Source organism: Bacillus cereus group sp. MG16 (assembly GCF_040459875.1).
In the GTDB taxonomy this organism is placed as follows: domain Bacteria; phylum Bacillota; class Bacilli; order Bacillales; family Bacillaceae_G; genus Bacillus_A; species Bacillus_A paranthracis.
The window spans coordinates 36,745-56,466 of record NZ_JARVHE010000001.1; the positions used below are offsets into that span (position 1 = coordinate 36,745).

Here is a 19,722-nt window from a genome sequence, read left to right on the forward strand (position 1 = left end):
TTTTTAATTGGTTGAATTAAATAAAGTAGATGAAAAAGTAAAGAAACCGATATGGAAGCAAAGAAGTTTTTGGATTATTGGTGTTATTATACTTTTATTTTTAAGCTCTAAATTGGGTATGTCTAATAATATACCTGATGGAATTGAAAAAGAATTTTATAACGATTCCCTCGAAGTTTTCCACGAGTTAAATGTATCTATGGAAGATAGGAAACTTCCTGATGAAAAGGTAATTAGTTGGGTTGCTAAACAGGAAAGAAATATAGCAAAGAATCCCGAAGGTTATACTGAGAAAGAAAAATATATATCTGCTAATTTGCGAAGTTGGATTGTTAATATCGGGAACTTGGTAGAATATGGGGAAAACAGGGAGTTGGAATTGGAGTTAAGGGATTTTGAAAAGAAAAGTGATACGGCACGTGCTAATTTAGCAGGAGTTTTAGAGATTGACGAAGATTATTAATTTGAAATATATAATGTGAAAAAATCAAATAAGTAAAAAATAACAAGTCACCTATTATTTAGGTGGCTTGTTCACATTTTGTTCACATTTTCGATGTTTTTTCAAAAAAATTTATTAACCTTTCGGATATTTTTTTATTTGCCTCCTTTGTTTAAGTGAAAGTTAAAAAAGGAGGACTAGAATGGAGAGTTATAACTGTAAATTAATTGATTTAGGGGATTACGTAAAAGTAATTAAATATGAAAAACCAATATCTACTGTTCAAGTTAAGGCTGCAAGTAGAAGCATTAACGAGAAGAAATATTTGGATGTACAAGAGAAAAACTTATCTAAAGTAAGAAAACTAAAAAATAGCGAAATTGATAAATTTATTCATATTGTTATTTTAAACTTCAAGGTTAATGACATGTTTATTACTTTAACCTATAAAAAAGAAGAGGTTACCATTAATGAAGCGAGTAAGGAGTTTGATAATTGGATTAAACGAATGCGTTGGAGATATGGTGATTTTAAATATGTAGCTATACGTTCTTTTCAAAAGCGTGGAACTATTCATTATCATCTTTTGGTTGATATACCAAGATTATCTAAAGAAGATTTAAAAAATAAAACTTTCGAGAAAATATGGGGGCTTGGAGAGGTTTATATTGAACGAATTTATAAACTGGGAGTTGTATATTCTCATTCACCTTTATTAAAGTATTTAGTTAAAAATTTAAAGGAATTCAAGGCTGATGAAAGAGCCTTTGGAAAAAGACTATATATAAAAAGTAAAAATCTAATTGAGCCTACTGTAATTAGGGGTGAATACAATAACGTTATGAAGCATTTAAGGAAAGATAAATCTAATTTAGAGCAGATTGATAAACGTAAATGTAGTGTTGAATTTATTGGTAGTATAGAAACTCAAATATATAAAAAAGGATAGAAATCAAAAACAAATTTAGTTTTAAAATCTATATTTTTAAAAAGAGCTTATAATCCCTGTGATAACGATACATTTAAGAAAATATTTTGGAGTTTGAAAAGGTTTAAAAAGATATTTTATAAAGTTACTTAAAAAAGCGTCAATTTTTGTTGGAATTGCAATTAAGAAGTAATATGATTTTGTTGTAAAAAATTAACAATATTATATTTTTTTAGATAGGCGTTACGTTAATTTTAAATATCGTTACACTAGGGGGATTTTATATGAATGTTATTGGTTATGTTAGGGTATCAACTCAAGGGCAGGCGAGGGAAGGTTATAGTGCTTTATACCAAGAAGATGAGATAAGAAAGTTTTGTAAGGAAAATAATTGGACTCTAATTGATATATATAGTGACCTTGGAATTAGTGGTGCGAAAGTAGATGAAGAGGCCATGGAAGTAGAAAGAGAAGGATTCCAAAATATGCTCTCGATGCTCCAAACTAAGCAAGTAGACTATGTGGTTGTGCTAAACACCAACCGTTTATGGCGTTCTGATATCGTAAAAGTATTGGTACATCGTGAGTTTAATAAACATAAGGTCGATGTGAAAAGTATTGAACAACCTAATTATAGTATCTATAAGAAAGATCCAAATGATTTTTTAATTAATGGATTAATGGAATTGTTAGACCAATATCAAAGGTTAGAAATTGCACTTAAGCTAGGTCGTGGTCGCAATAAGAAAGCCCAAGAAGGTGGATATGCAGGAGGAAGAGCTGCTTTTGGTTATAAAGCTAGGAAAGGCCAAAAGTACATTGAGATTGACGATAAGAAGGCTGAAATTGTACAACGTGTATTTAATTTAAGAGAGATATATCCTAAGTGGTCATTAACGGATTTAGCCGGTGAATTAAACAATGAGGGATTTACTACTGCAAAAGGAAAAAAGTTTACGAAAGTACAAGTTAAGCGAATTCTGGATAGAAAATCTTTTTATCAGGGAATGTATAGCTATAGAAATATAAATGTGAAAGGGAAACATGAACCTATTATTTAGAAATCAAGAGGGTGAGGAATTTGAAAAAGGAAGAAATGGAATTTAATCGCAGTCAGGAAGAATTAAGAAATATGATTATTCCAAGTATAGAGGAAACGAAGTGGAATCAATTAATAGAAATATTAGGTTTAATTATAACCGAAAATTCTGTAAAATATATCGCTAATTAATCGGAGGAAGAAATATGAATCGTAATAAAGATAAAGTTGCAATCTACATTAGAGTATCGACAGATGAACAGGCCAATGAAGGTTTCTCGCTACAAGCTCAAGAAGATCATTTAAGATTATATGCCAAAGCTAAAGGCTACGAGGTATATGATATTTATAGTGACGAGGGCTATTCGGGTAAGAATTATAATCGTCCTGAAATACAACGTTTATTTAAGGACCTTTCTCAAGAAAAATTTAAAGGCATTCTGGTTAAGTCCGTTGACCGGATATCTAGAAGAGTAAGTGATGTTACTAAATTAATAGACGATGTTCTTGCGCCAAGAAAAAGCTATATAGTAATAAGTGATCATAATTTAGATAGTTCTACGACTGGAGGAACTGCATTTATTCAACTCTTAGCTACATTTGCTCAATATGAGCGTTCAATGATTGTGCAAAGGGTAAAAGCTGGTATGTCTAAGCGAGCAGAACTAGGTTACTGGAATGGAGGACGTGTACTTGGATATGACGTTAAGAATAAGGAGTTAAAAGTTAATAAAGAAGAAGCTGAGATTGTACGGAAGGTATTTCATTTAAGAGCTGAAGGAAAAGGATATAAATCCATTGCTATTATTTTAAATCAACAAGGTTTTAAAACGAAGAGGGGAAGATTATTTAGTATAGGTACAATTAAAACAATTTTAGAGAACCCATTATATATAGGATACTGTAGATGGGGACGACATAAGAATTGGAACGTAGAAAGAAGAAAAGGAAAAACAGACGAATATAAACTTGTTAAAGGGAAACATGAACCTATTATATCTGAGGACTTATGGAAAAGAGTCCAAGGTGTGAATTATGCCCATAAGAAGAGTATTTCTAAAAATCGTAATTTTAATGGGGAATTTGTACTATCTGGTATTTTGCGTTGTCCATCTTGTGGAGCAGGAATGGTAATGTGTAAAACCAGAAAACGAGATAAATCAGGATATCATTTATACTATATGTGCCAAGCTTTTCATAGTAAGGGGAAGTTGGCTTGTAAATCTAACCTTATTCGCAAGGAAGATATTGAAGAAAAGGTATTACAAGGTATTAATAAAATTATTTTAATACCTTCAATTGTTGATAAGACGTTTGAACGTATCCAAGAGAAAAAAGAGCGAGGAATGGAAAGAATAAAACACGATTTATTATATATAAATGAAGAATTAAAAAGAAAGAAGCGATTTATAAAAAAGCTTAATAAGGATTATTTTGATGAGAAAATCCGGGGTGAAGCATATGCGGAGTTATCTGAACCCATAAGAAAAGAGATAGGTGAACTAGAAAGTGAAAAACATAAATTAGATAGAGAAATCGAAAGTGCGAAAATACCGATTACTAAAGAAATAGTTATAAAAGCACTTGAAAATTTCACTAGTCTATATGAAAATGCTACTTATGAACAGAAAAAGTCTTTATTGAGAGCGATAATTAAAAAAATAGAGGTTCAACCTAATCGTAAAGAAATAAAGGGAATAACCTATTGGTTTGATTATGATAATGGTCAGGATGACGCTTTACTAGTTAGTAAAGTAGGGAGAACCGTATCATAAATAGTAATAGTACATTCAAACGGCTACAGATGTGGCCGTTTTCTATATTTCCTAAAATAAGTATGTTTCTATTTCTAAAAAAGTATGCTGTAATATGAAGAGGAAAAAGTATAAGTAGTCATAGAAGTGAGGAGTTAAAGGTGAAGAAGTTTAAGAAATTTTACTTGGAGATTACGAGTGTATGTAATCTTGCGTGCAGCTTTTGTCCGCCGACGGAAAGACAGAAGCAATTCATTTCTGTGGAGGATTTTGCAAAAAGGTTAGACCAAATTAAACCACACACAGACTACATTTATTTGCACGTGAAGGGTGAACCGTTGCTTCATCCGAAAATAGATCAATTGTTAGATTTAAGCCATGAAAAAGGGTTTAAAGTTAATATTACAACGAACGGAACGTTAATTAATAAGAGAAGGCATAGACTGTTAAATAAGCCTGCTTTAAGACAAATGAATTTTTCACTGCATAGTTTTGATGGACACCCAGGTTCACAAGACAAAGAGGGCTATGTAAGAAGTATACTTTCCTTCATTAGAGAGGCAACAAGTCAATCAGATTTAATTGTTTCACTAAGATTATGGAATTTAACGCAGGATAATAAAACAAATGCTGAAATCCAAAAGAATAGAGAGTTATTATCTATCATTGAAAATGAGTTTAATTTATCTTATCAAATTGAAGAGAAGCTTACACCAGGAAAAGGTATAAAAATTGCGGAACGTGTCTTTATTAATCAAGACTATGAATTCCAGTGGCCAGCATTGCATGAAGAAGAGGATGATGGAAAAGGATTCTGTCATGGGCTTCGAAATCAAGCTGGTATTTTAGCGAACGGAACGGTTATTCCTTGTTGTTTAGATGGTGAAGGGATTATTAACCTTGGAAATATTAATAATGATTCATTTTCTAACATTATAGAAGGTGAAAGAGCAACAAACATTGTTGATGGATTTTCTAGAAGAGTTGCAGTTGAAGAGCTATGTAGAAAATGTGGATACCGTAAAAGATTTGGAAAGTAAATATGAAATAAGCCCTCATAAAGCGAGGGCTTATTTTTTATTCTTGATAAGAGCTCTCTAATTCATCAATTAAGGAACCAACGTAAGAAACAGCCCTGCGGATTGCATCTGGTTTTGACATATCGACTCCGGCATGTTTCATTAATTCAAGTGGTTTCATCGTACCACCAGCGCGAAGTACATCTAACCAGCGATCAACAGCAGGTTGTCCTTCTTCTTTAATCATTTGAGCCACCGCAGTAGATGCAGTGAGGCCTGCGGAATACGTGTAAGAATATAAGCCCATATAATAATGAGGTTGACGCATCCAAGTTAAGCCAGCACCTTCGTCAATTTCTACGGAATCTCCCCAGAATGTTGAAAGGACATTTGTTTTTATTTCAGTTAAGGTTGTAGCTGTAAGTGCTCCACCTTCTTCTGCTAGCGTGTATACCCTCCTTTGATATTCTCCCTCAAGTAAGTGAGTAACAAAGTTATGATAATATGTGCCGAGTAGTTGCAGAATGACCCATCTACGCATTCTCTTATCGTCAGTGGTCGCTAATAAATGCTGGGCTAATAGTAATTCATTCATTGTAGATGGTGCTTCAACGAAGTACATAGATGGACGTACGTTCATAATACGCTGGTTTTTATTTGCTAAATAAAAATGACCAGCATGCCCGAATTCATGAGCCAATGTGAAACAGCCGCGCATCGTATTTTGCCATGTAATTAAAATGTACGGATGAGAACCATATGGACTTGAACAAAATGCTCCAGTTGATTTGCCTACGTTATCTGCAAGGTCAACCCATCTTTCTTTGAAACCTTTTTTGATAATGGCACTATATTCATCGCCAAGTACTTGTAAAGATTCTTGAATGAGTTTTCCAGCTTCTTCGTAAGTAATTGCTGGATTAAATTCGGGATCTAAAGGTGCATGTAAGTCGCAGAACAGCATTTCATCGAGTCCTAATACTTTCTTTTTTAAATCTGCAAAACGGCGCATATGAGGCGCCAATTCTTTATAAATAATATCGAGTTGATTGTTATACATTTCAAGTGGAACTTTTTGAGGTTCCAAAAGCATATGAGTAACAGATTCAAATTTGCGTAAACGAGAGAGTGTTACTTGTTTTTTTACTTCAGTCGCATATGTTGTTGCCACTGTATTCTTATATCGTTTCAAGGTGGAAACAAATGATGAGTATGCTTTCCTACGTATGTCTGCGCTTGGAGAAAACTCATATTTGCTTTCAAATAATGCAAACGACACAGGGAGTTCATTTCCTTGTTCATCTTGTATGGAGTTAAAATCCATATCGGCTAATTTAGTCATACCGTAAATTTTGTATGGAGAACTATGTACTTCGCCAAGTGCAGCAAGAGCTTCTTCTGTTTCAGGAGAGAGCGTGTGCTGCCTTTTTTGTAGTATGTCTAGTAATGATTTACGGAAAGGTTCGAGTTTTGTTTCCTCAGTTAAATATTTTTCAATTGTGCCTTCTTCTAATGAGAGAATTTCATTATGGATAAAGGATAATGCAGTATGTACTTCCGTCCATAAAGCAGCAACTTTGGAAGAGTTCGCTTGAATAACTGGATTTGTACGATCAACAGATTCTTTTAAATTTGCGTAGGAGTATAGTTTTGTTAACTTCATTAAAAGCTCTTCTTCTAAAAGTAGGCAATGTAATAAGATAGTGGGGCTAGTGTGTAATTGACCTTTAAACGCATCAAGTTTTTTTATATCATCTGTTAATACACGTAATGCAGTTTCCCACTCTTTATCAGATTCGTATAAATCAGAGAGGTCCCATGTTAATTCAATAGGAACTTCTGCGCGAATATGGCGTTTCTCAATTACATCTTTCATATATTATATCCCCCTTATTATAAGTATCTAAAAACATGATACTAGAAAATTCAGTAAAATGAAAATATTTTACATTTCTATATATGAAAAAGGACAAGCATAAAAATACTTGTCCTTCGAGTTAAGTTTAAAAATTAATATACTTTATCACCGTTGAAAATAGAGTTTTTTACGACTACATAATCTACAGTACGAATGGAGTCTAATTTTGTTCCACCAGCGTAAGAGATAGAAGATTGAAGATCTTGTTCCATTTCGATTAAAGTGTCTTCTAAAGAACCTTTATGCTCAACGAACATTTTCTTACCTTCAACGTTTTTCTTCTCGCCTTTTTGGAATTCAGAAGCTGAACCGAAGTACTCTTTATAAAGTTTGCCGTCTTTTTCGATTGTTTCCCCTGGAGACTCTTCATGACCAGCGAATAGAGAACCGATCATAACCATAGTCGCCCCAAATCGAATAGATTTAGCTACGTCGCCATGTGTACGAATACCACCGTCAGCGATAATTGGTTTACTTGCAGCTTTTGCACACCAGCGAAGTGCAGCTAGCTGCCAACCACCAGTTCCAAAGCCTGTTTTAATTTTAGTAATACAAACTTTACCAGGTCCAATACCAACTTTTGTTGCGTCAGCACCAGCGTTTTCTAATTCTCTTACCGCTTCTGGAGTTCCAACGTTTCCAGCGATAACGAAGCTTTCTGGTAAATGCTTTTTAATATGTTGAATCATGTTGATTACAGCATTAGAATGTCCATGCGCGATATCAATCGTGATGTATTCAGGCGTAAGGTGCTCAGCAGCTAATTGTTGTACGAATTCATACTCGTCTTCTTTTACACCAACGCTAATAGAAGCGATTAATCCACGTGATTGCATATCTCTAATGAATGAGATTCGTTTCTCTGGTTGGAAACGATGCATGATATAGAAGTAATTATTTTCAGCTAAATACGTTGCAATTCTTTCATCAATAATCGTTTGCATATTTGCAGGTACGACAGGTAATTTAAATTTATGTTTACCTAAAGTGACAGTTGTATCACATTCAGAGCGGCTGTTCACAATACATTTTGCAGGAATTAATTGAATATCTTCATAGTCGAATACGTTTTCCATCATTTACACCCCTAAAATACGAATATTTTATTTTTATTAATCAAAAATGTTCGTCCATATGATAATTTACATTGTTTTCATTAAAAAGTCAAAGGATTTCTTAACGTTTTTTTAAAAAGTAGATTTTATATCTAAAAAACAACGTTAAACACGAATTTAAAATGTTCTTTGTTTTATATTGTTCGTCTATAGAGATGTTGGAAAATTAAGGTGATTATACAAGGATGTATGTATTCTTTTTATTTTTTTGAGTGGATGTAGGATTCTATGAAAAGGTTAATGCTAACAATACGAGCAAAAGATGTTATCAAGTAGTTGAACAATATATGAAATGATAAGGTTTATTTCTATGTAAAAAGATGAATCTGGCATAATCCATCTTTTTGTGTGAGGTTTCAAGTATAATAAGTAGGGCGATAGTAACGTATACAAAAGATAAAAAAGAAAATAATACAGAATAAAATGAGGTTAATATATGAGTGAAAAAGGGTTTTTTGAGTATAAATTAAGTAAAGAAATTGTAAGGGCACTTACTGGGTTAGGGTATGATCATCCAACAGAAGTACAAGGTAAGGTTATTCCAGTCGCATTACAAAAGAAGGATCTTGTTGTGAAGTCCCAGACGGGAAGTGGAAAAACAGCTTCATTTGGTATTCCACTTTGTGAAATGGTGAAGTGGGCAGAGAATAAACCACAAGCATTAGTTTTAACACCAACGAGAGAGCTTGCGGTACAGGTGAAAGAAGATATTACAAATATAGGGCGATTCAAAAGAATTAAAGCCGCCGCAATTTATGGTAAGTCCCCATTTGCACGTCAAAAATTAGAGTTAAAGCAAAAGACGCATATTGTAGTAGGGACTCCAGGGCGTGTATTGGATCATATTGAAAAAGGGACCCTTTCTTTAGAGCGATTAAAATATTTAGTGATTGATGAAGCGGATGAAATGCTAAACATGGGCTTTATCGATCAAGTAGAGGCAATTATTGATGAATTACCTACAAATAGAATGACAATGCTATTTTCAGCAACTTTACCGGAAGATGTTGAAAGGTTATCACGTACATATATGAATGCACCAACTCATATTGAAATTAAAGCGGCTGGGATTACGACGGATAAAATTGAACATACTCTTTTTGAGGTGATAGAAGACGAGAAGCTTTCACTACTTAAAGATGTAACAACGATTGAGAATCCGGATAGCTGTATTATTTTCTGCCGTACACAAGAAAATGTAGATCATGTATATAGACAATTAAACCGAGCTAACTATCCTTGTGACAAAATACATGGTGGTATGGTACAAGAAGATCGTTTTGAAGTCATGGATGATTTTAGAAAAGGAAAATTTCGTTATTTAGTAGCAACAGACGTGGCTGCGAGGGGAATTGATATTGATAATATTACACATGTTATTAATTATGATATTCCACTTGAAAAAGAAAGCTATGTACATCGTACTGGAAGAACGGGACGAGCTGGAAATAGTGGAAAAGCTATTACATTTATAACACCATATGAAAATAGATTTTTAGAAGAGATTGAGGAGTATATTGGCTTTGAAATTCCAAAGGCAATTGGACCTTCAAAAGAAGAAGTTATGAAAGGGAAAGCTGCATTTGAAGAAAAGATACATGCTAAACCAATTATAAAGAAAGATAAAAATGCAGACATCAACAAAGGCATTATGAAGCTTTACTTTAATGGCGGGAAGAAAAAGAAAATTAGGGCGGTAGATTTCGTCGGTACAATCGCTAAAATTAAAGGTATTACAGCAGAAGATATAGGCATTATTACGATACAAGATAATGTTTCTTACGTTGAAATATTAAATGGAAAAGGACCACTTGTCTTGAAAGTCATGAAGACTACAACGATTAAAGGGAAACAACTAAAAGTTCATGAAGCAATTAAGTAAATAAAAACTATCCACTTTAATAGGTGGATAGTTTTTTATTTATGATTCTTTTAAATCATCCACTAGTTGCTCCGCTAAACGTCTATACATATTACTCATAGTCACGAAGGATGTTAGTAGTAGAAATTTTTCTAGCTTTGTGTCTTCTAAGGAAGAAATCTCATTTACTTCTGTAACACGGTTATTTACGTCTTGTTTAAAGCTTTCGACATTGCTTTCAGTAAGAGCAAGATAATTTTTGTATAACGTATTTAATTCGAATGAATCATCATTTAATAAGGAGTCATTTATAGTTTCTAATGAACTTTTTATGTCGTTAATGGAAAGAGCACCTTTTAATTGATAAATTAGGCTAATTAAAATCATATGCTCTTTTGAATACTTTTTATTTTTGATAGGGATGAATAGTTTCCCTTTTGCGTAATTATTAATCATCGTTTTTGTTAATACTTTTTCATCATCAGTTCTCGTTGTATCTGCATAAGTATTCTCAAATAGTTGGACAACTTGATCTACATATAAGTCAACATTTGGAATATCCTCAAGTTTAATATTTTTTTCTAAATGCAATGTCTCAAGTAATTCATTTATATTTTCCACGTAGAATCCCTCACTTTTATAACTTAGTGGAACTTAATGTCTAATACATCCTTAAATATGGTATTACGAAACAAATAAATTGTAAATGTTGACCTTAAAAAGAAATGTGTATATAATTACACGTAGTTATTAAAACTACATGTAATTATATGAGGGGTGTTATTATGAATACTTACGTAAGGGAACCAGTTAATGCATTTACTCACTTAGGTGGAGCGATATTATCATTTATTGCCTTATTAGCTATGCTTGTGAAAGTTTCTATCAAGATGCCATCATTTGCTGCAATTACAGCTATTATTTTGTTTGGGATTGGAATGATGGTTCTTTATACGGCATCAGCTGTATATCATAGTGTTGTGGCCAATGAACGTGTTATTTACTTCTTTAGGAAGCTAGATCATTCTATGATTTTTATATTAATTGCAGGTACATATGCACCCTTTTGCTTAATTACATTAAATTCAGCAAGTGGTTTGCTATTATTTTGTTTAGTCTATGCAACTGCGATTTGTGGCATTGTGTTTAAAATGTTTTGGTTTAATTGTCCAAGATGGTTATCGACAGCAATTTATATTACGATGGGTTGGTTAATTGTTTTATTCTTTGCACCGTTAGCTGAGAATTTAAGTACAGGAGGCATTGTTTTCTTAGTACTTGGGGGCATTTTTTATACAATTGGTGGATTTATTTATGGAACAAAGCCAAAATGGCTAGAGTTTAAATATATGGGGCATCATGAAATTTTTCACGTTTTTGTATTATTAGGTAGTCTTGCACATTTTCTAAGTGTATATTGTTACGTAATTTAATAAGAAAAACGCCACATAACAAAAATTATGTGGCTTTTTCTTATTATTTGATTGGAATCGTATATGTTATAAAATTATTATGGGATAAAATGTAAGTTTCTGTGTTCGCATATTAAACATAGGATAAGAAATATGTGATATACTTTGAGAAGTTTATAATGAATGAAATATGGAGGACTATAATTATGGCAATACTTGTAACAGGTGGAGCAGGGTATATTGGTAGTCATACATGTGTAGAATTACTAAATAGCGGTTACGAAATTATAGTAGTTGATAATCTTTCGAATAGCTCGGTAGAATCTATAAATCGAGTGAAAGAAATAACAGGAAAACAATTTAAGTTTTATAAAGAAGATGTTTTAAATCAAGAAGCACTTGACGCAATTTTTGAAGAAAATGCAATCGAAGCAGTTATTCACTTTGCAGGATTTAAAGCTGTAGGGGAATCAGTAGCAATTCCATTAACATATTATCATAACAACATTACGAGCACTTTAGTGCTATGTGAAGTAATGCAGAAACATAATGTAAAGAAGATGATTTTTAGTTCATCCGCAACTGTATATGGTATCCCGGAAACGTCACCGATTACAGAGGAGTTTCCATTAAGTGCAACAAATCCATATGGTCAAACGAAATTAATGATTGAGCAAATTATGCGTGATGTAGCATTTGCAGATAGAGAATGGAGTATCGCGTTACTTCGCTATTTCAACCCATTTGGTGCACATGAAAGTGGACGTATTGGAGAGGATCCAAATGGAATTCCAAATAACTTAATGCCATATGTCACACAAGTGGCAGTAGGTAAGCTAAAAGAATTAAGTGTATTTGGAAATGACTACCCAACGAAAGATGGAACAGGCATCCGTGACTACATACATGTTGTAGACTTAGCAAAAGGTCACGTAAAAGCGCTAGAGAAAGTACTGAATACAACAGGAGTAGATGCTTATAATTTGGGCACAGGTACAGGGTATAGTGTACTTGAGATGGTTGAAGCATTTGAAAGGGTTTCAGGAAAAAAAGTTCCTTATAAAATTACAGAGCGTCGTCCTGGCGATGTGGCAATATGTTTTGCAGATGCATCAAAGGCAAAACGTGAACTAGGATGGGAAGCAAAACGTGGATTAGAAGAAATGTGTGCAGATTCTTGGAGATGGCAATCAAATAATAAAAATGGCTATTTGGAAGTTTAATATGTAGATACAAAAAATGACCTTTGCATGAGCAAAGGTCATTTTTGTATTTATTTCCCGTTAAGTTTATTAGCTAATTTGGTAAAAAAGGTCCGCTGTTTTATAGGAATATTTGACTGGCAAAATGTATAATAATCAATATCTTTAATGTAAGTAAAGAGCCTAGAAATAGCATATAGGAATGTAATAGAAGATCCAACGGCGAAACTAATGCCGTAACCATTGAATCCAAATGGAAGCAGGATAAGGCTTAATAACAAGTTTGCAAAAAAGAAAATAGCTGATGTTCGAAATGCCCCTTTACGATCCTCAAAGTATAGGAGTAGTAATGTAATAACGAGCACCATTCCATTTGCATAAGCACCAACTATAGTTAGTTGCAGAATAGAGTAATTAAGTGTTGTTTTTCCAGATTGCGAACTAAACATCCATATTATAAAAATAATAAGTAAGGAAAAAATACCTTGATTACGAAGTATACGTTCCATTTCCTGCTTTAAGACAAAGTTCATGGAATCTTTCAATTGTAAAAGCGTATGTAATGTTCCGCCATTATTTACCGAACCGAAGAACTTTTTATATCTTTCATAAAACCTGGTTTCAATGGATACTACAAAGAAAATATAGGTTGGGATAATACTTAAATACGCCCAGAAAACAGAAGTATCATAAATTTGATGATAAATAAATGTGTTTTCAATATTTCCCCGACCGTCTCCAAACCAAATAACAAAATTACATACCCAAATACCCACATTGTAAAAGAGGCTTGACCAAAATAATTCTGGATATTTATCTAAATAAGACAGAAAGGTAAATTGTTCAGTAGCATCACTATTTGGAAACATTCGTACAATAACGATACTTAACCATACTAGTGTAATGAAAGTACCGAGTGTAAAAGAAATTAAAAGCAATAGGGCAGATCCATGTTCTAACCCAAGTGTAGGGTGCCAGTAAGCTACTAGGATAATTCCTAATAGGGAAAAAATGGATCCAATTAAAAATGCCAGTGCAATTGATTGATAATCTTTAGCTGCTGTTAAATAAATGGACTGAATCCAGATGATATTTAAAGCTAAAAATAAAAATAGCATCACGATTTTATAATATAAAGCTAACGGTGTGAAAAATGCAAACAAAAGCCATAACATAATAGCTAAAAAAAGTGTGATCTTCGTCATTCCTAAAAATGAAGAAAATACTTTATCAGCTTTTTGTTCGTATAAAAGGTCAGCTACATATCTAGTTACAATGAGCTGCAATGCTCCGTAAATAATTTGAGAAAAAATAAAGCAATATGAAATTGAAATAGTGAAAAGACGCTGTTCTTCAATTGAAATAGAATGAAATAAATTCAAAATGAATCGAATAGTTGTTACTGCTAAAATAACGACTAACCAAGGACCAGCTGTAACAAATAACGAAAATCCATAAGCTTTTACCCTTGAAGAATAGTAGTCTTCCTGAAATAATTTTTGTAATCGAAATCCTATACCTGCCATGTTTTCGCACCCCTTTCTAAATAAAGCTTACGATAACTATCAACAACACCTGATAATTGATAATATGCTTCAATACGATTACGCCCATTGTTTCCGAATTGTTGAATGGATTCAGGGTGGCGATAATACCATTCTAAGTGGGTGGCAACTTGTTCAGGAGATACAGGTGGTACAACAAAGCCACATTGGCCGTAAGGATCTTCATCTTGTCCATAAATTAACTCCTTACAAGAACCAACGTCTGTAACAACCCATGGTAATCCCGATGCCATTCCTTCTAACATAGCTAGTGGTTGCCCTTCAGATATGCTAGTTAATACGAGAATATCCGTTTGTTTTAAGTAATCTTTAATGTTTACTCTGCCAGTCATTATTACATGTTCTTTTAATCCAAGTTGCTGAATTAAATCACGACATTCTTGGGCATACTCTGGTTCTTCTGTATCAGGACCTAATAAGTAGAAGATAAACGGAATATCTTTTTCTAATAATAATTTAGCTGCATAAATCATTGTTTTTACGTCTTTAATTGGCACAACTCGTATAATAGCAGAAATAATGAGTTTATCTGAATTATGTTTTGGCTTACGTAGCCCTTTATAGTCAGATAAAGTAACACCATTTGGAACAATTTTTAGTTTATGGGCCGGAGCTCCTAGTTCTTTTTGATATGCACTATTCCGTCCGAATAACGTAATCACATCAGCAGCTTGTTCATATGCTTGGTGAGATAAATGATGGAAGAAAGAAACCCATCTTTTTTTGTATTCGATTGGTATCCAAGTTGATTGGAGTATTTCCTCTTCACGTTCCCGAGAATAAATACCATGCTCTGTTAGAATAAATGGTATGTCAGATTTGGCACTAATTGCAGCTCCAAGAAGCCCACCATAGCCTGTAGATACAGAATGGATAAGATCTAATTCAGGAAAATCAATTTGTAAAATTTGAATGATTGGTGTGAACATAGATCTCCACATCCAAAAGTAATTTAAGAAAGAGCCACTACTTTCTTCATACAAATAGCTTTCTTTTACTATTTCATAAAATTCACGACTTTCGAAGAAGGAATGTAGTGTTCCTAGCTTTTGCTTGTTCCCTAATATTTGTAATGCTTCTGTGTCGTTAGCTTGGAATGTAAACCATTTTTGAAGTGTTTGTACTTCATCAGTCGTTAAATTGGTTTTTATATGGTTTGAGTCACTTTCTGATTGTAAGGGAATCATAATGATATCTTTTACATTGTTAGGAATTTCATATTGATATTCCTCTTCTGTTTTTATTTGCGGTACGATCGCAAAAATGGTGAATTCATGTTCTTTAAATTGTTGGATAATCATTTGTACCCAACTTGCTACTCCGCCACTGACAAAAGGATAACTTCCTTCAACGACTAAACCTATTCTCATCTGCTATACCCCTTTAATTGGAATTGTAGCGTTAGCTTGTTTTAATATAACGCTATAAATTTGTGAATCTAGCTTTGTAACTGTGCCGTATGGGAATGAACCGGTTTTCAATTTTTTCCCTTCTTCCACACGTATAATCGTTGCAGTGTGGTTTGGTAATCCTTTATATGCAATGTGAACAGCATCATCTTCATAAGAAACAGCTAAATCACCGGTTTGATAAATTTTCATGGAAGCAGTTGCTTCACTTTGTGTCATACTTTTTATATAAGGATATCTTTCTCGTATTTCTTTAATTGTCGTTTTATAAGCTTTAAATAATTCTTCCCACGTTAAATTACCCGAACGTTTTTCATCAAGGATATCATCTGGATGGACGAAATGTGAGATAACCCCTAAATTTGCAGTAACATCAGCTAAAATAAATTGTTCTTCATCTGAAATAGCATAGCCACTCGTAATACGTGGGAAGTGATAAATATTTTTGTTGTGCTCGTCTGGTCCAAATTCTTGAATTAAACTGCCGTTACTTTTACTTCCTACATATAGAGAAGCAACTGTTTCCATAGTTGGGACCGCGTCGTTTAATGCACTTAATCCAGTCGTATTTATAATATTGGATGGTGGTACATAGGTTTTTAGTTTTTCGTTTGGAAAGAAGTTATACACGAGTTTTTGTAAAGCATCTAAGGATCTCTCCATGTCCTCTTTTGAATTCCATGGAACATATTCAAGTGCTTTATCTACTGGGTCTGGTGGTAATAATAAAGGTTGATGGTTATAGCCATGAATACCGATTTCTCCACCGTGACTTAATAATTCTCTCCCAAATAATAAATAGGTATTTCTATTTTTACCTGTAAAATTTTCAAAGGGTGGCGTTACTTTATTTTGATATGTCCCAATTGCAACCCCTGTATATTTAATATCAAGCTCTTCAGAGATATCCTTCATATTTTTCCACCAATGTTTTTTATAAAATTCTTCAACAGAAATTTTTTCTGTTGTTAAGTTTTTTAGTTCTCCACTTGGAATTGGAGATGGGAAGTCATCGATATACATAATCTCCGCTCCAAGTTGTACTGTAGCGAAAGTCGGGAAAATAGTACCCAGTGATTGAACGAACATACCTCTACCTAATTTATCGTTCAATGCTGTTGTATTCCAATATAAGACTTTTCCTTCACCGTAGTCATTGGTCCAAAGAATGGGAGTATCTTCTGCAGTAATCCAAGTATTAGTTGTATTCTCATCTAGCGTAATATTCATTGAGCTATGAGTGAACAATGGAGAAGAACTTGAGAGATCAGGATAACCAGGGAATAAAACTTCTTCAAAGGTTAATCCTTTCACATCTTTGAAGCCTTCTTTTTTTGTAATACCAAATAATGTGTTCCAGGAAGAATCTGAATCAAGTCGGTTTGCGATAATAATCCTTCCACCCATTTGTACAAAATTTTGAATATCAGCTTGTGGAAGTTGCGCCATTATTTCACCTGTAATAATAATTCCTGTATAGGGAGAGGGAGTAAGTCCCTTAATTTCATTAGCTGTAATATTTTTATAGTGTAGGTGTGCGTAATCCATTGCCTTTTTCGTATTAAATTCGACTTGTTGCTCTAATGTATTATCCGTTTTTAAAACGTATAATTGCATTTTTTGTCCATTTTGGGCTACATCTTTTGCTTTGAATGTTTTAACAGTATCTGTTTCTTTAGTTTTAGGAACAGAAAACTTTTGATAGAAATTTTCTGTTCGATATATAAGGATAGATATAATTAAGAGAAATAAAATGATACTAACAATTCCGATATATATATTAATCCCCTTTTTCAATGTGTGCGCCTCCAAACTGCCTTACAAATAATTGATATTTACGCGGTAGTATATGAACTCTTTTTGCAGCTGCTAGATTATTGATTAAGTTATAGAGCTCGTCCCATAACTTTTGCTCATAATATATTTCAAGTAACCCAACGTAACCGTAATATGATTCAGGATAGAAATGAATAAGATTTAAAAATTGTTCTTCAGACTTTGCATATTGTTTTGTATGTAGAAACAGATTTCCAAGGTGGAAAGGATAAAGAGGTTCGGTAGGGAATAGTTCTACACTTTGTGTAATAAAATTCATAAATTCGGCGATTATTTTTTCTTTTTGCTGATTAGAAAGAAGACCACTGTCTATATATCTTAAATAGTTAGAAACCAATTCTTTTGCAATTTCATTTTGTGGATTTTGTAGAAATTGCTTATTTAAGTATTCGATCTGTTTTTCGTACCGTTCATTTAGTAAATTAATAGTAGTTGCTGCGTAATGTACAGTTTCAGGATCTTTATGGTGAATGGCTTCTTTCAATAAGCCTCCTTCATTGGAAATAGGGGAGGAGCTTAACTGTACAATGAGTTGTTTATGTAATTCAGGCTTATCTAGTTCTAATCCAGAAGAAAATGAAATTAGGTCCATATCTTGTTTTGCTGATGCCAAAATATCTTCATAATGATCAACTTGAAAGGAAACATACTCAGAGTATTGCTGTAACCACTCGGTCTTGGAGCGTCTTATATTCAGTAATAACATGATTGCTGATACAATAAGTCCGACAAGCGGGAAAAGGAGAGAGATAATTAAGCAAAACTCAATAATTCCTTTCTTATCTTCAGTAATCAAACCTTTCGTAAATCGAAATAAAAGAAAAACCAAAATAGCATAAATAAAGTAAAGAAGGAGTAAAATCATTAGAATACCACTCCTTTAGAAGAAAGAGCGTTTTGTATACGAGTTTTGACTGGTAATAAAAATTTTTCTTCAGTGCCAGGTAATAGAATCATAACTTTTTGCTCGATCGTACTATAACCGAATATATCAATATCACGCAAATGATCTTTTAAAATAGAATTTATCATTTCTAAGGAATCTTGTGGAACAGTAAATTCAAAATAGGAATATGGATAAGATAATGTTTCGTACCGTTTCTTTTCTATTTTTAGTAAATGTTCAAATTCATCTTCATAATAAATGCTCGTTTTAGGGAATGTACGATCCTCTTGACTTGATAGCCAAAGATTAGAAGCGTTTTGTAAACGATCACCCATCCAGCGTAAATACCATGTGAAAAGTTCGAATTGCTCAGAAGTTACTTTTGAAAATTCAATTTCGTCTAATATAATGACGTATTGTACATCATCTTGGAATAGGACGGGACCAACTAAAAGTGGAGCGTCTTGAAAATCCTCTTCTGTACGGAAAAAAGGTCGATTATGTGCTAGAGCATTTTTGATGACTAGCGAAGCATTTTTAACAAAAATGGATTGAGGTAAGGTATTTTTACCAGTTTCTGCTCTTAATTTAATACGAAGTGATTGTTTATTGTTATCGACGTGATAGATACCAATTTTTTTTGCTCCGAAATACATTTTTAATACATTTATCCCCTCATCGAGTACAATTTCAGGATGTGTATGATTTAAAGCTTTAAACATATGATACATTTTAGATAAGTGATTATTTGATTCAAGTACACGAGAACGTAGTGTAATACGTGTTTCATCCAATTGTTTCACAACATATTTTAATTCTTTATTTTCGGCTTTTAGCTCATTATTTATCATATGTACATCTTCATACCGTTCCTTTTGTGCAGTACTCATTAGTCCACAACATAAACTAATAAAAAGTAAGAAAATCCAATTAATCCAGTAATCTAATGAATAAAAGTACAGTAATATATCATCTTCCTTATATATACCGCTTACAAAAATATAAATCATTGCCTCTAGAAAGGTGAAAAGGGCGATAGATATGCCATACCGGCTAGAAATAATTAATGTAATAAATAAGAGTAAGAAGTATTCATACGTTGGTGTTAGAAAATCAGTTAGTATTGAGAGAAAAAATAGAGCAATAAAGAGAATCGTAGGTTCAATCATTTTTGGTAATAAATTAGATTGTCTATAGTGCATAAAAAATCCCTTCTTTCGTTTGCAAATTTAATTTTGAGGAATAGTACACTGAAATAAAATACATAATTTAAAAGAATTATTTTAAAATATATAAAGCCCAAATCATTTTATCAACAGAGATGTAGTAAATTCAA

General features: G+C 33.0%; 17 protein-coding genes. 9 read left to right on the forward strand and 8 right to left on the reverse strand.

Going from position 1 to position 19,722, the window contains the following annotated elements; translation table 11 throughout:
- Window positions 1–7 precede the first annotated feature (7 nt).
- The 6 genes from QCI73_RS00215 (at window position 8) to QCI73_RS00240 (ending at window position 5,203) form a co-directional block, all read left to right on the forward strand.
- Complete coding sequence (locus QCI73_RS00215; RefSeq protein ID WP_270723366.1) at window positions 8–463, forward strand: hypothetical protein; 456 nt, start codon at window positions 8–10, stop codon at window positions 461–463.
- A gap of 181 nt (window positions 464–644) precedes the next feature.
- The gene (locus QCI73_RS00220) at window positions 645–1,391 is read left to right on the forward strand and encodes a rolling circle replication-associated protein (protein WP_353822322.1); all 747 of its coding nucleotides are present in this window, start codon (window positions 645–647) and stop codon (window positions 1,389–1,391) included.
- Window positions 1,392–1,654: 263 nt separating this feature from the next.
- Entirely contained in the window at window positions 1,655–2,431 is a 777-nt protein-coding gene (locus QCI73_RS00225) for a recombinase family protein (protein WP_353822323.1), read from the forward strand.
- A 20-nt stretch (window positions 2,432–2,451) separates the two neighbouring features.
- Entirely contained in the window at window positions 2,452–2,601 is a 150-nt protein-coding gene (locus QCI73_RS00230) for a hypothetical protein (RefSeq protein WP_353822324.1), read from the forward strand.
- Between the two features lie 14 nt (window positions 2,602–2,615).
- Window positions 2,616–4,184: a recombinase family protein gene (locus QCI73_RS00235; RefSeq protein WP_353822325.1), complete on the forward strand. Its 1,569-nt coding sequence runs from the start codon at window positions 2,616–2,618 to the stop codon at window positions 4,182–4,184.
- Window positions 4,185–4,324: 140 nt separating this feature from the next.
- Window positions 4,325–5,203 (forward strand): radical SAM/SPASM domain-containing protein, encoded by an 879-nt coding sequence (locus QCI73_RS00240; protein WP_000713636.1) that lies wholly within the window; start codon window positions 4,325–4,327, stop codon window positions 5,201–5,203.
- Window positions 5,204–5,240: 37 nt separating this feature from the next.
- On the opposite strand, the gene pepF is transcribed toward QCI73_RS00240, so the two are convergent.
- Together pepF and guaC are read right to left on the reverse strand one after the other, a co-directional pair.
- Window positions 5,241–7,058 carry an oligoendopeptidase F gene (gene pepF, locus QCI73_RS00245; protein ID WP_353822326.1) on the reverse strand — a complete coding sequence of 606 codons (1,818 nt, stop codon included), beginning with the start codon at window positions 7,056–7,058 and terminating at the stop codon, window positions 5,241–5,243.
- A gap of 134 nt (window positions 7,059–7,192) precedes the next feature.
- On the reverse strand, window positions 7,193–8,176 hold the full coding sequence (gene guaC / locus QCI73_RS00250; protein ID WP_000432434.1) for a GMP reductase: 984 nt from the start codon (window positions 8,174–8,176) through the stop codon (window positions 7,193–7,195).
- Window positions 8,177–8,651: 475 nt separating this feature from the next.
- Between guaC and QCI73_RS00255 the strand changes: the two genes are divergently transcribed.
- The gene (locus QCI73_RS00255; RefSeq protein ID WP_353822327.1) at window positions 8,652–10,097 is read left to right on the forward strand and encodes a DEAD/DEAH box helicase; all 1,446 of its coding nucleotides are present in this window, start codon (window positions 8,652–8,654) and stop codon (window positions 10,095–10,097) included.
- 39 nt (window positions 10,098–10,136) lie between these two features.
- Here QCI73_RS00255 and QCI73_RS00260 read toward each other — a convergent pair whose 3' ends face one another.
- Entirely contained in the window at window positions 10,137–10,697 is a 561-nt protein-coding gene (locus QCI73_RS00260) for a DUF1836 domain-containing protein (protein WP_000427879.1), read from the reverse strand.
- Window positions 10,698–10,861: 164 nt separating this feature from the next.
- Between QCI73_RS00260 and trhA the strand changes: the two genes are divergently transcribed.
- Both trhA and galE read left to right on the forward strand, forming a co-directional pair.
- Window positions 10,862–11,509, forward strand: a complete 648-nt coding sequence (gene trhA, locus QCI73_RS00265) for a PAQR family membrane homeostasis protein TrhA (RefSeq protein ID WP_327923326.1) — start codon at window positions 10,862–10,864, stop codon at window positions 11,507–11,509.
- A gap of 185 nt (window positions 11,510–11,694) precedes the next feature.
- Window positions 11,695–12,711: a UDP-glucose 4-epimerase GalE gene (gene galE, locus QCI73_RS00270; protein WP_000996533.1), complete on the forward strand. Its 1,017-nt coding sequence runs from the start codon at window positions 11,695–11,697 to the stop codon at window positions 12,709–12,711.
- A gap of 50 nt (window positions 12,712–12,761) precedes the next feature.
- Here galE and pelG read toward each other — a convergent pair whose 3' ends face one another.
- From pelG to QCI73_RS00295, 5 genes are read right to left on the reverse strand one after another with little or no spacing between them, the layout of a single operon-like run.
- Window positions 12,762–14,216, reverse strand: coding sequence for an exopolysaccharide Pel transporter PelG (pelG, locus tag QCI73_RS00275; RefSeq protein WP_242261938.1), 1,455 nt, complete (start codon window positions 14,214–14,216; stop codon window positions 12,762–12,764).
- Window positions 14,204–15,625, reverse strand: a complete 1,422-nt coding sequence (gene pelF, locus QCI73_RS00280; RefSeq protein ID WP_049114171.1) for a GT4 family glycosyltransferase PelF — start codon at window positions 15,623–15,625, stop codon at window positions 14,204–14,206. Before pelF ends, pelG begins: the two co-directional genes overlap by 13 nt.
- Window positions 15,626–15,628: 3 nt before the next feature.
- Complete coding sequence (locus QCI73_RS00285) at window positions 15,629–17,461, reverse strand: DUF2194 domain-containing protein (RefSeq protein ID WP_353822328.1); 1,833 nt, start codon at window positions 17,459–17,461, stop codon at window positions 15,629–15,631.
- On the reverse strand, window positions 17,445–18,365 hold the full coding sequence (locus QCI73_RS00290; RefSeq protein ID WP_044791870.1) for a tetratricopeptide repeat protein: 921 nt from the start codon (window positions 18,363–18,365) through the stop codon (window positions 17,445–17,447). The genes QCI73_RS00285 and QCI73_RS00290 overlap by 17 nt, the downstream gene beginning before the upstream one ends.
- A complete protein-coding gene (locus QCI73_RS00295) occupies window positions 18,365–19,588 on the reverse strand; it encodes a GAF domain-containing protein (RefSeq protein WP_353822329.1) in 1,224 nt (407 codons plus the stop codon). Before QCI73_RS00295 ends, QCI73_RS00290 begins: the two co-directional genes overlap by 1 nt.
- Between the last annotated feature and the right edge of the window lie 134 nt (window positions 19,589–19,722).

Excerpts from the sequence above, each read along its gene's own strand:
- QCI73_RS00220 (WP_353822322.1), top strand. The coding sequence starts at position 645 with ATGGAGAGTTATAACTGTAAATTAATTGATTTAGGGGATTACGTAAAA.
- QCI73_RS00225 (WP_353822323.1), top strand. The coding sequence starts at position 1,655 with ATGAATGTTATTGGTTATGTTAGGGTATCAACTCAAGGGCAGGCGAGG.
- QCI73_RS00235 (WP_353822325.1), top strand. The coding sequence starts at position 2,616 with ATGAATCGTAATAAAGATAAAGTTGCAATCTACATTAGAGTATCGACA.
- pepF (WP_353822326.1), bottom strand. The coding sequence starts at position 7,058 with ATGAAAGATGTAATTGAGAAACGCCATATTCGCGCAGAAGTTCCTATT.
- guaC (WP_000432434.1), bottom strand. The coding sequence starts at position 8,176 with ATGGAAAACGTATTCGACTATGAAGATATTCAATTAATTCCTGCAAAA.
- QCI73_RS00255 (WP_353822327.1), top strand. The coding sequence starts at position 8,652 with ATGAGTGAAAAAGGGTTTTTTGAGTATAAATTAAGTAAAGAAATTGTA.
- trhA (WP_327923326.1), top strand. The coding sequence starts at position 10,862 with ATGAATACTTACGTAAGGGAACCAGTTAATGCATTTACTCACTTAGGT.
- galE (WP_000996533.1), top strand. The coding sequence starts at position 11,695 with ATGGCAATACTTGTAACAGGTGGAGCAGGGTATATTGGTAGTCATACA.
- pelG (WP_242261938.1), bottom strand. The coding sequence starts at position 14,216 with ATGGCAGGTATAGGATTTCGATTACAAAAATTATTTCAGGAAGACTAC.
- pelF (WP_049114171.1), bottom strand. The coding sequence starts at position 15,625 with ATGAGAATAGGTTTAGTCGTTGAAGGAAGTTATCCTTTTGTCAGTGGC.
- QCI73_RS00290 (WP_044791870.1), bottom strand. The coding sequence starts at position 18,365 with ATGATTTTACTCCTTCTTTACTTTATTTATGCTATTTTGGTTTTTCTT.
- QCI73_RS00295 (WP_353822329.1), bottom strand. The coding sequence starts at position 19,588 with ATGCACTATAGACAATCTAATTTATTACCAAAAATGATTGAACCTACG.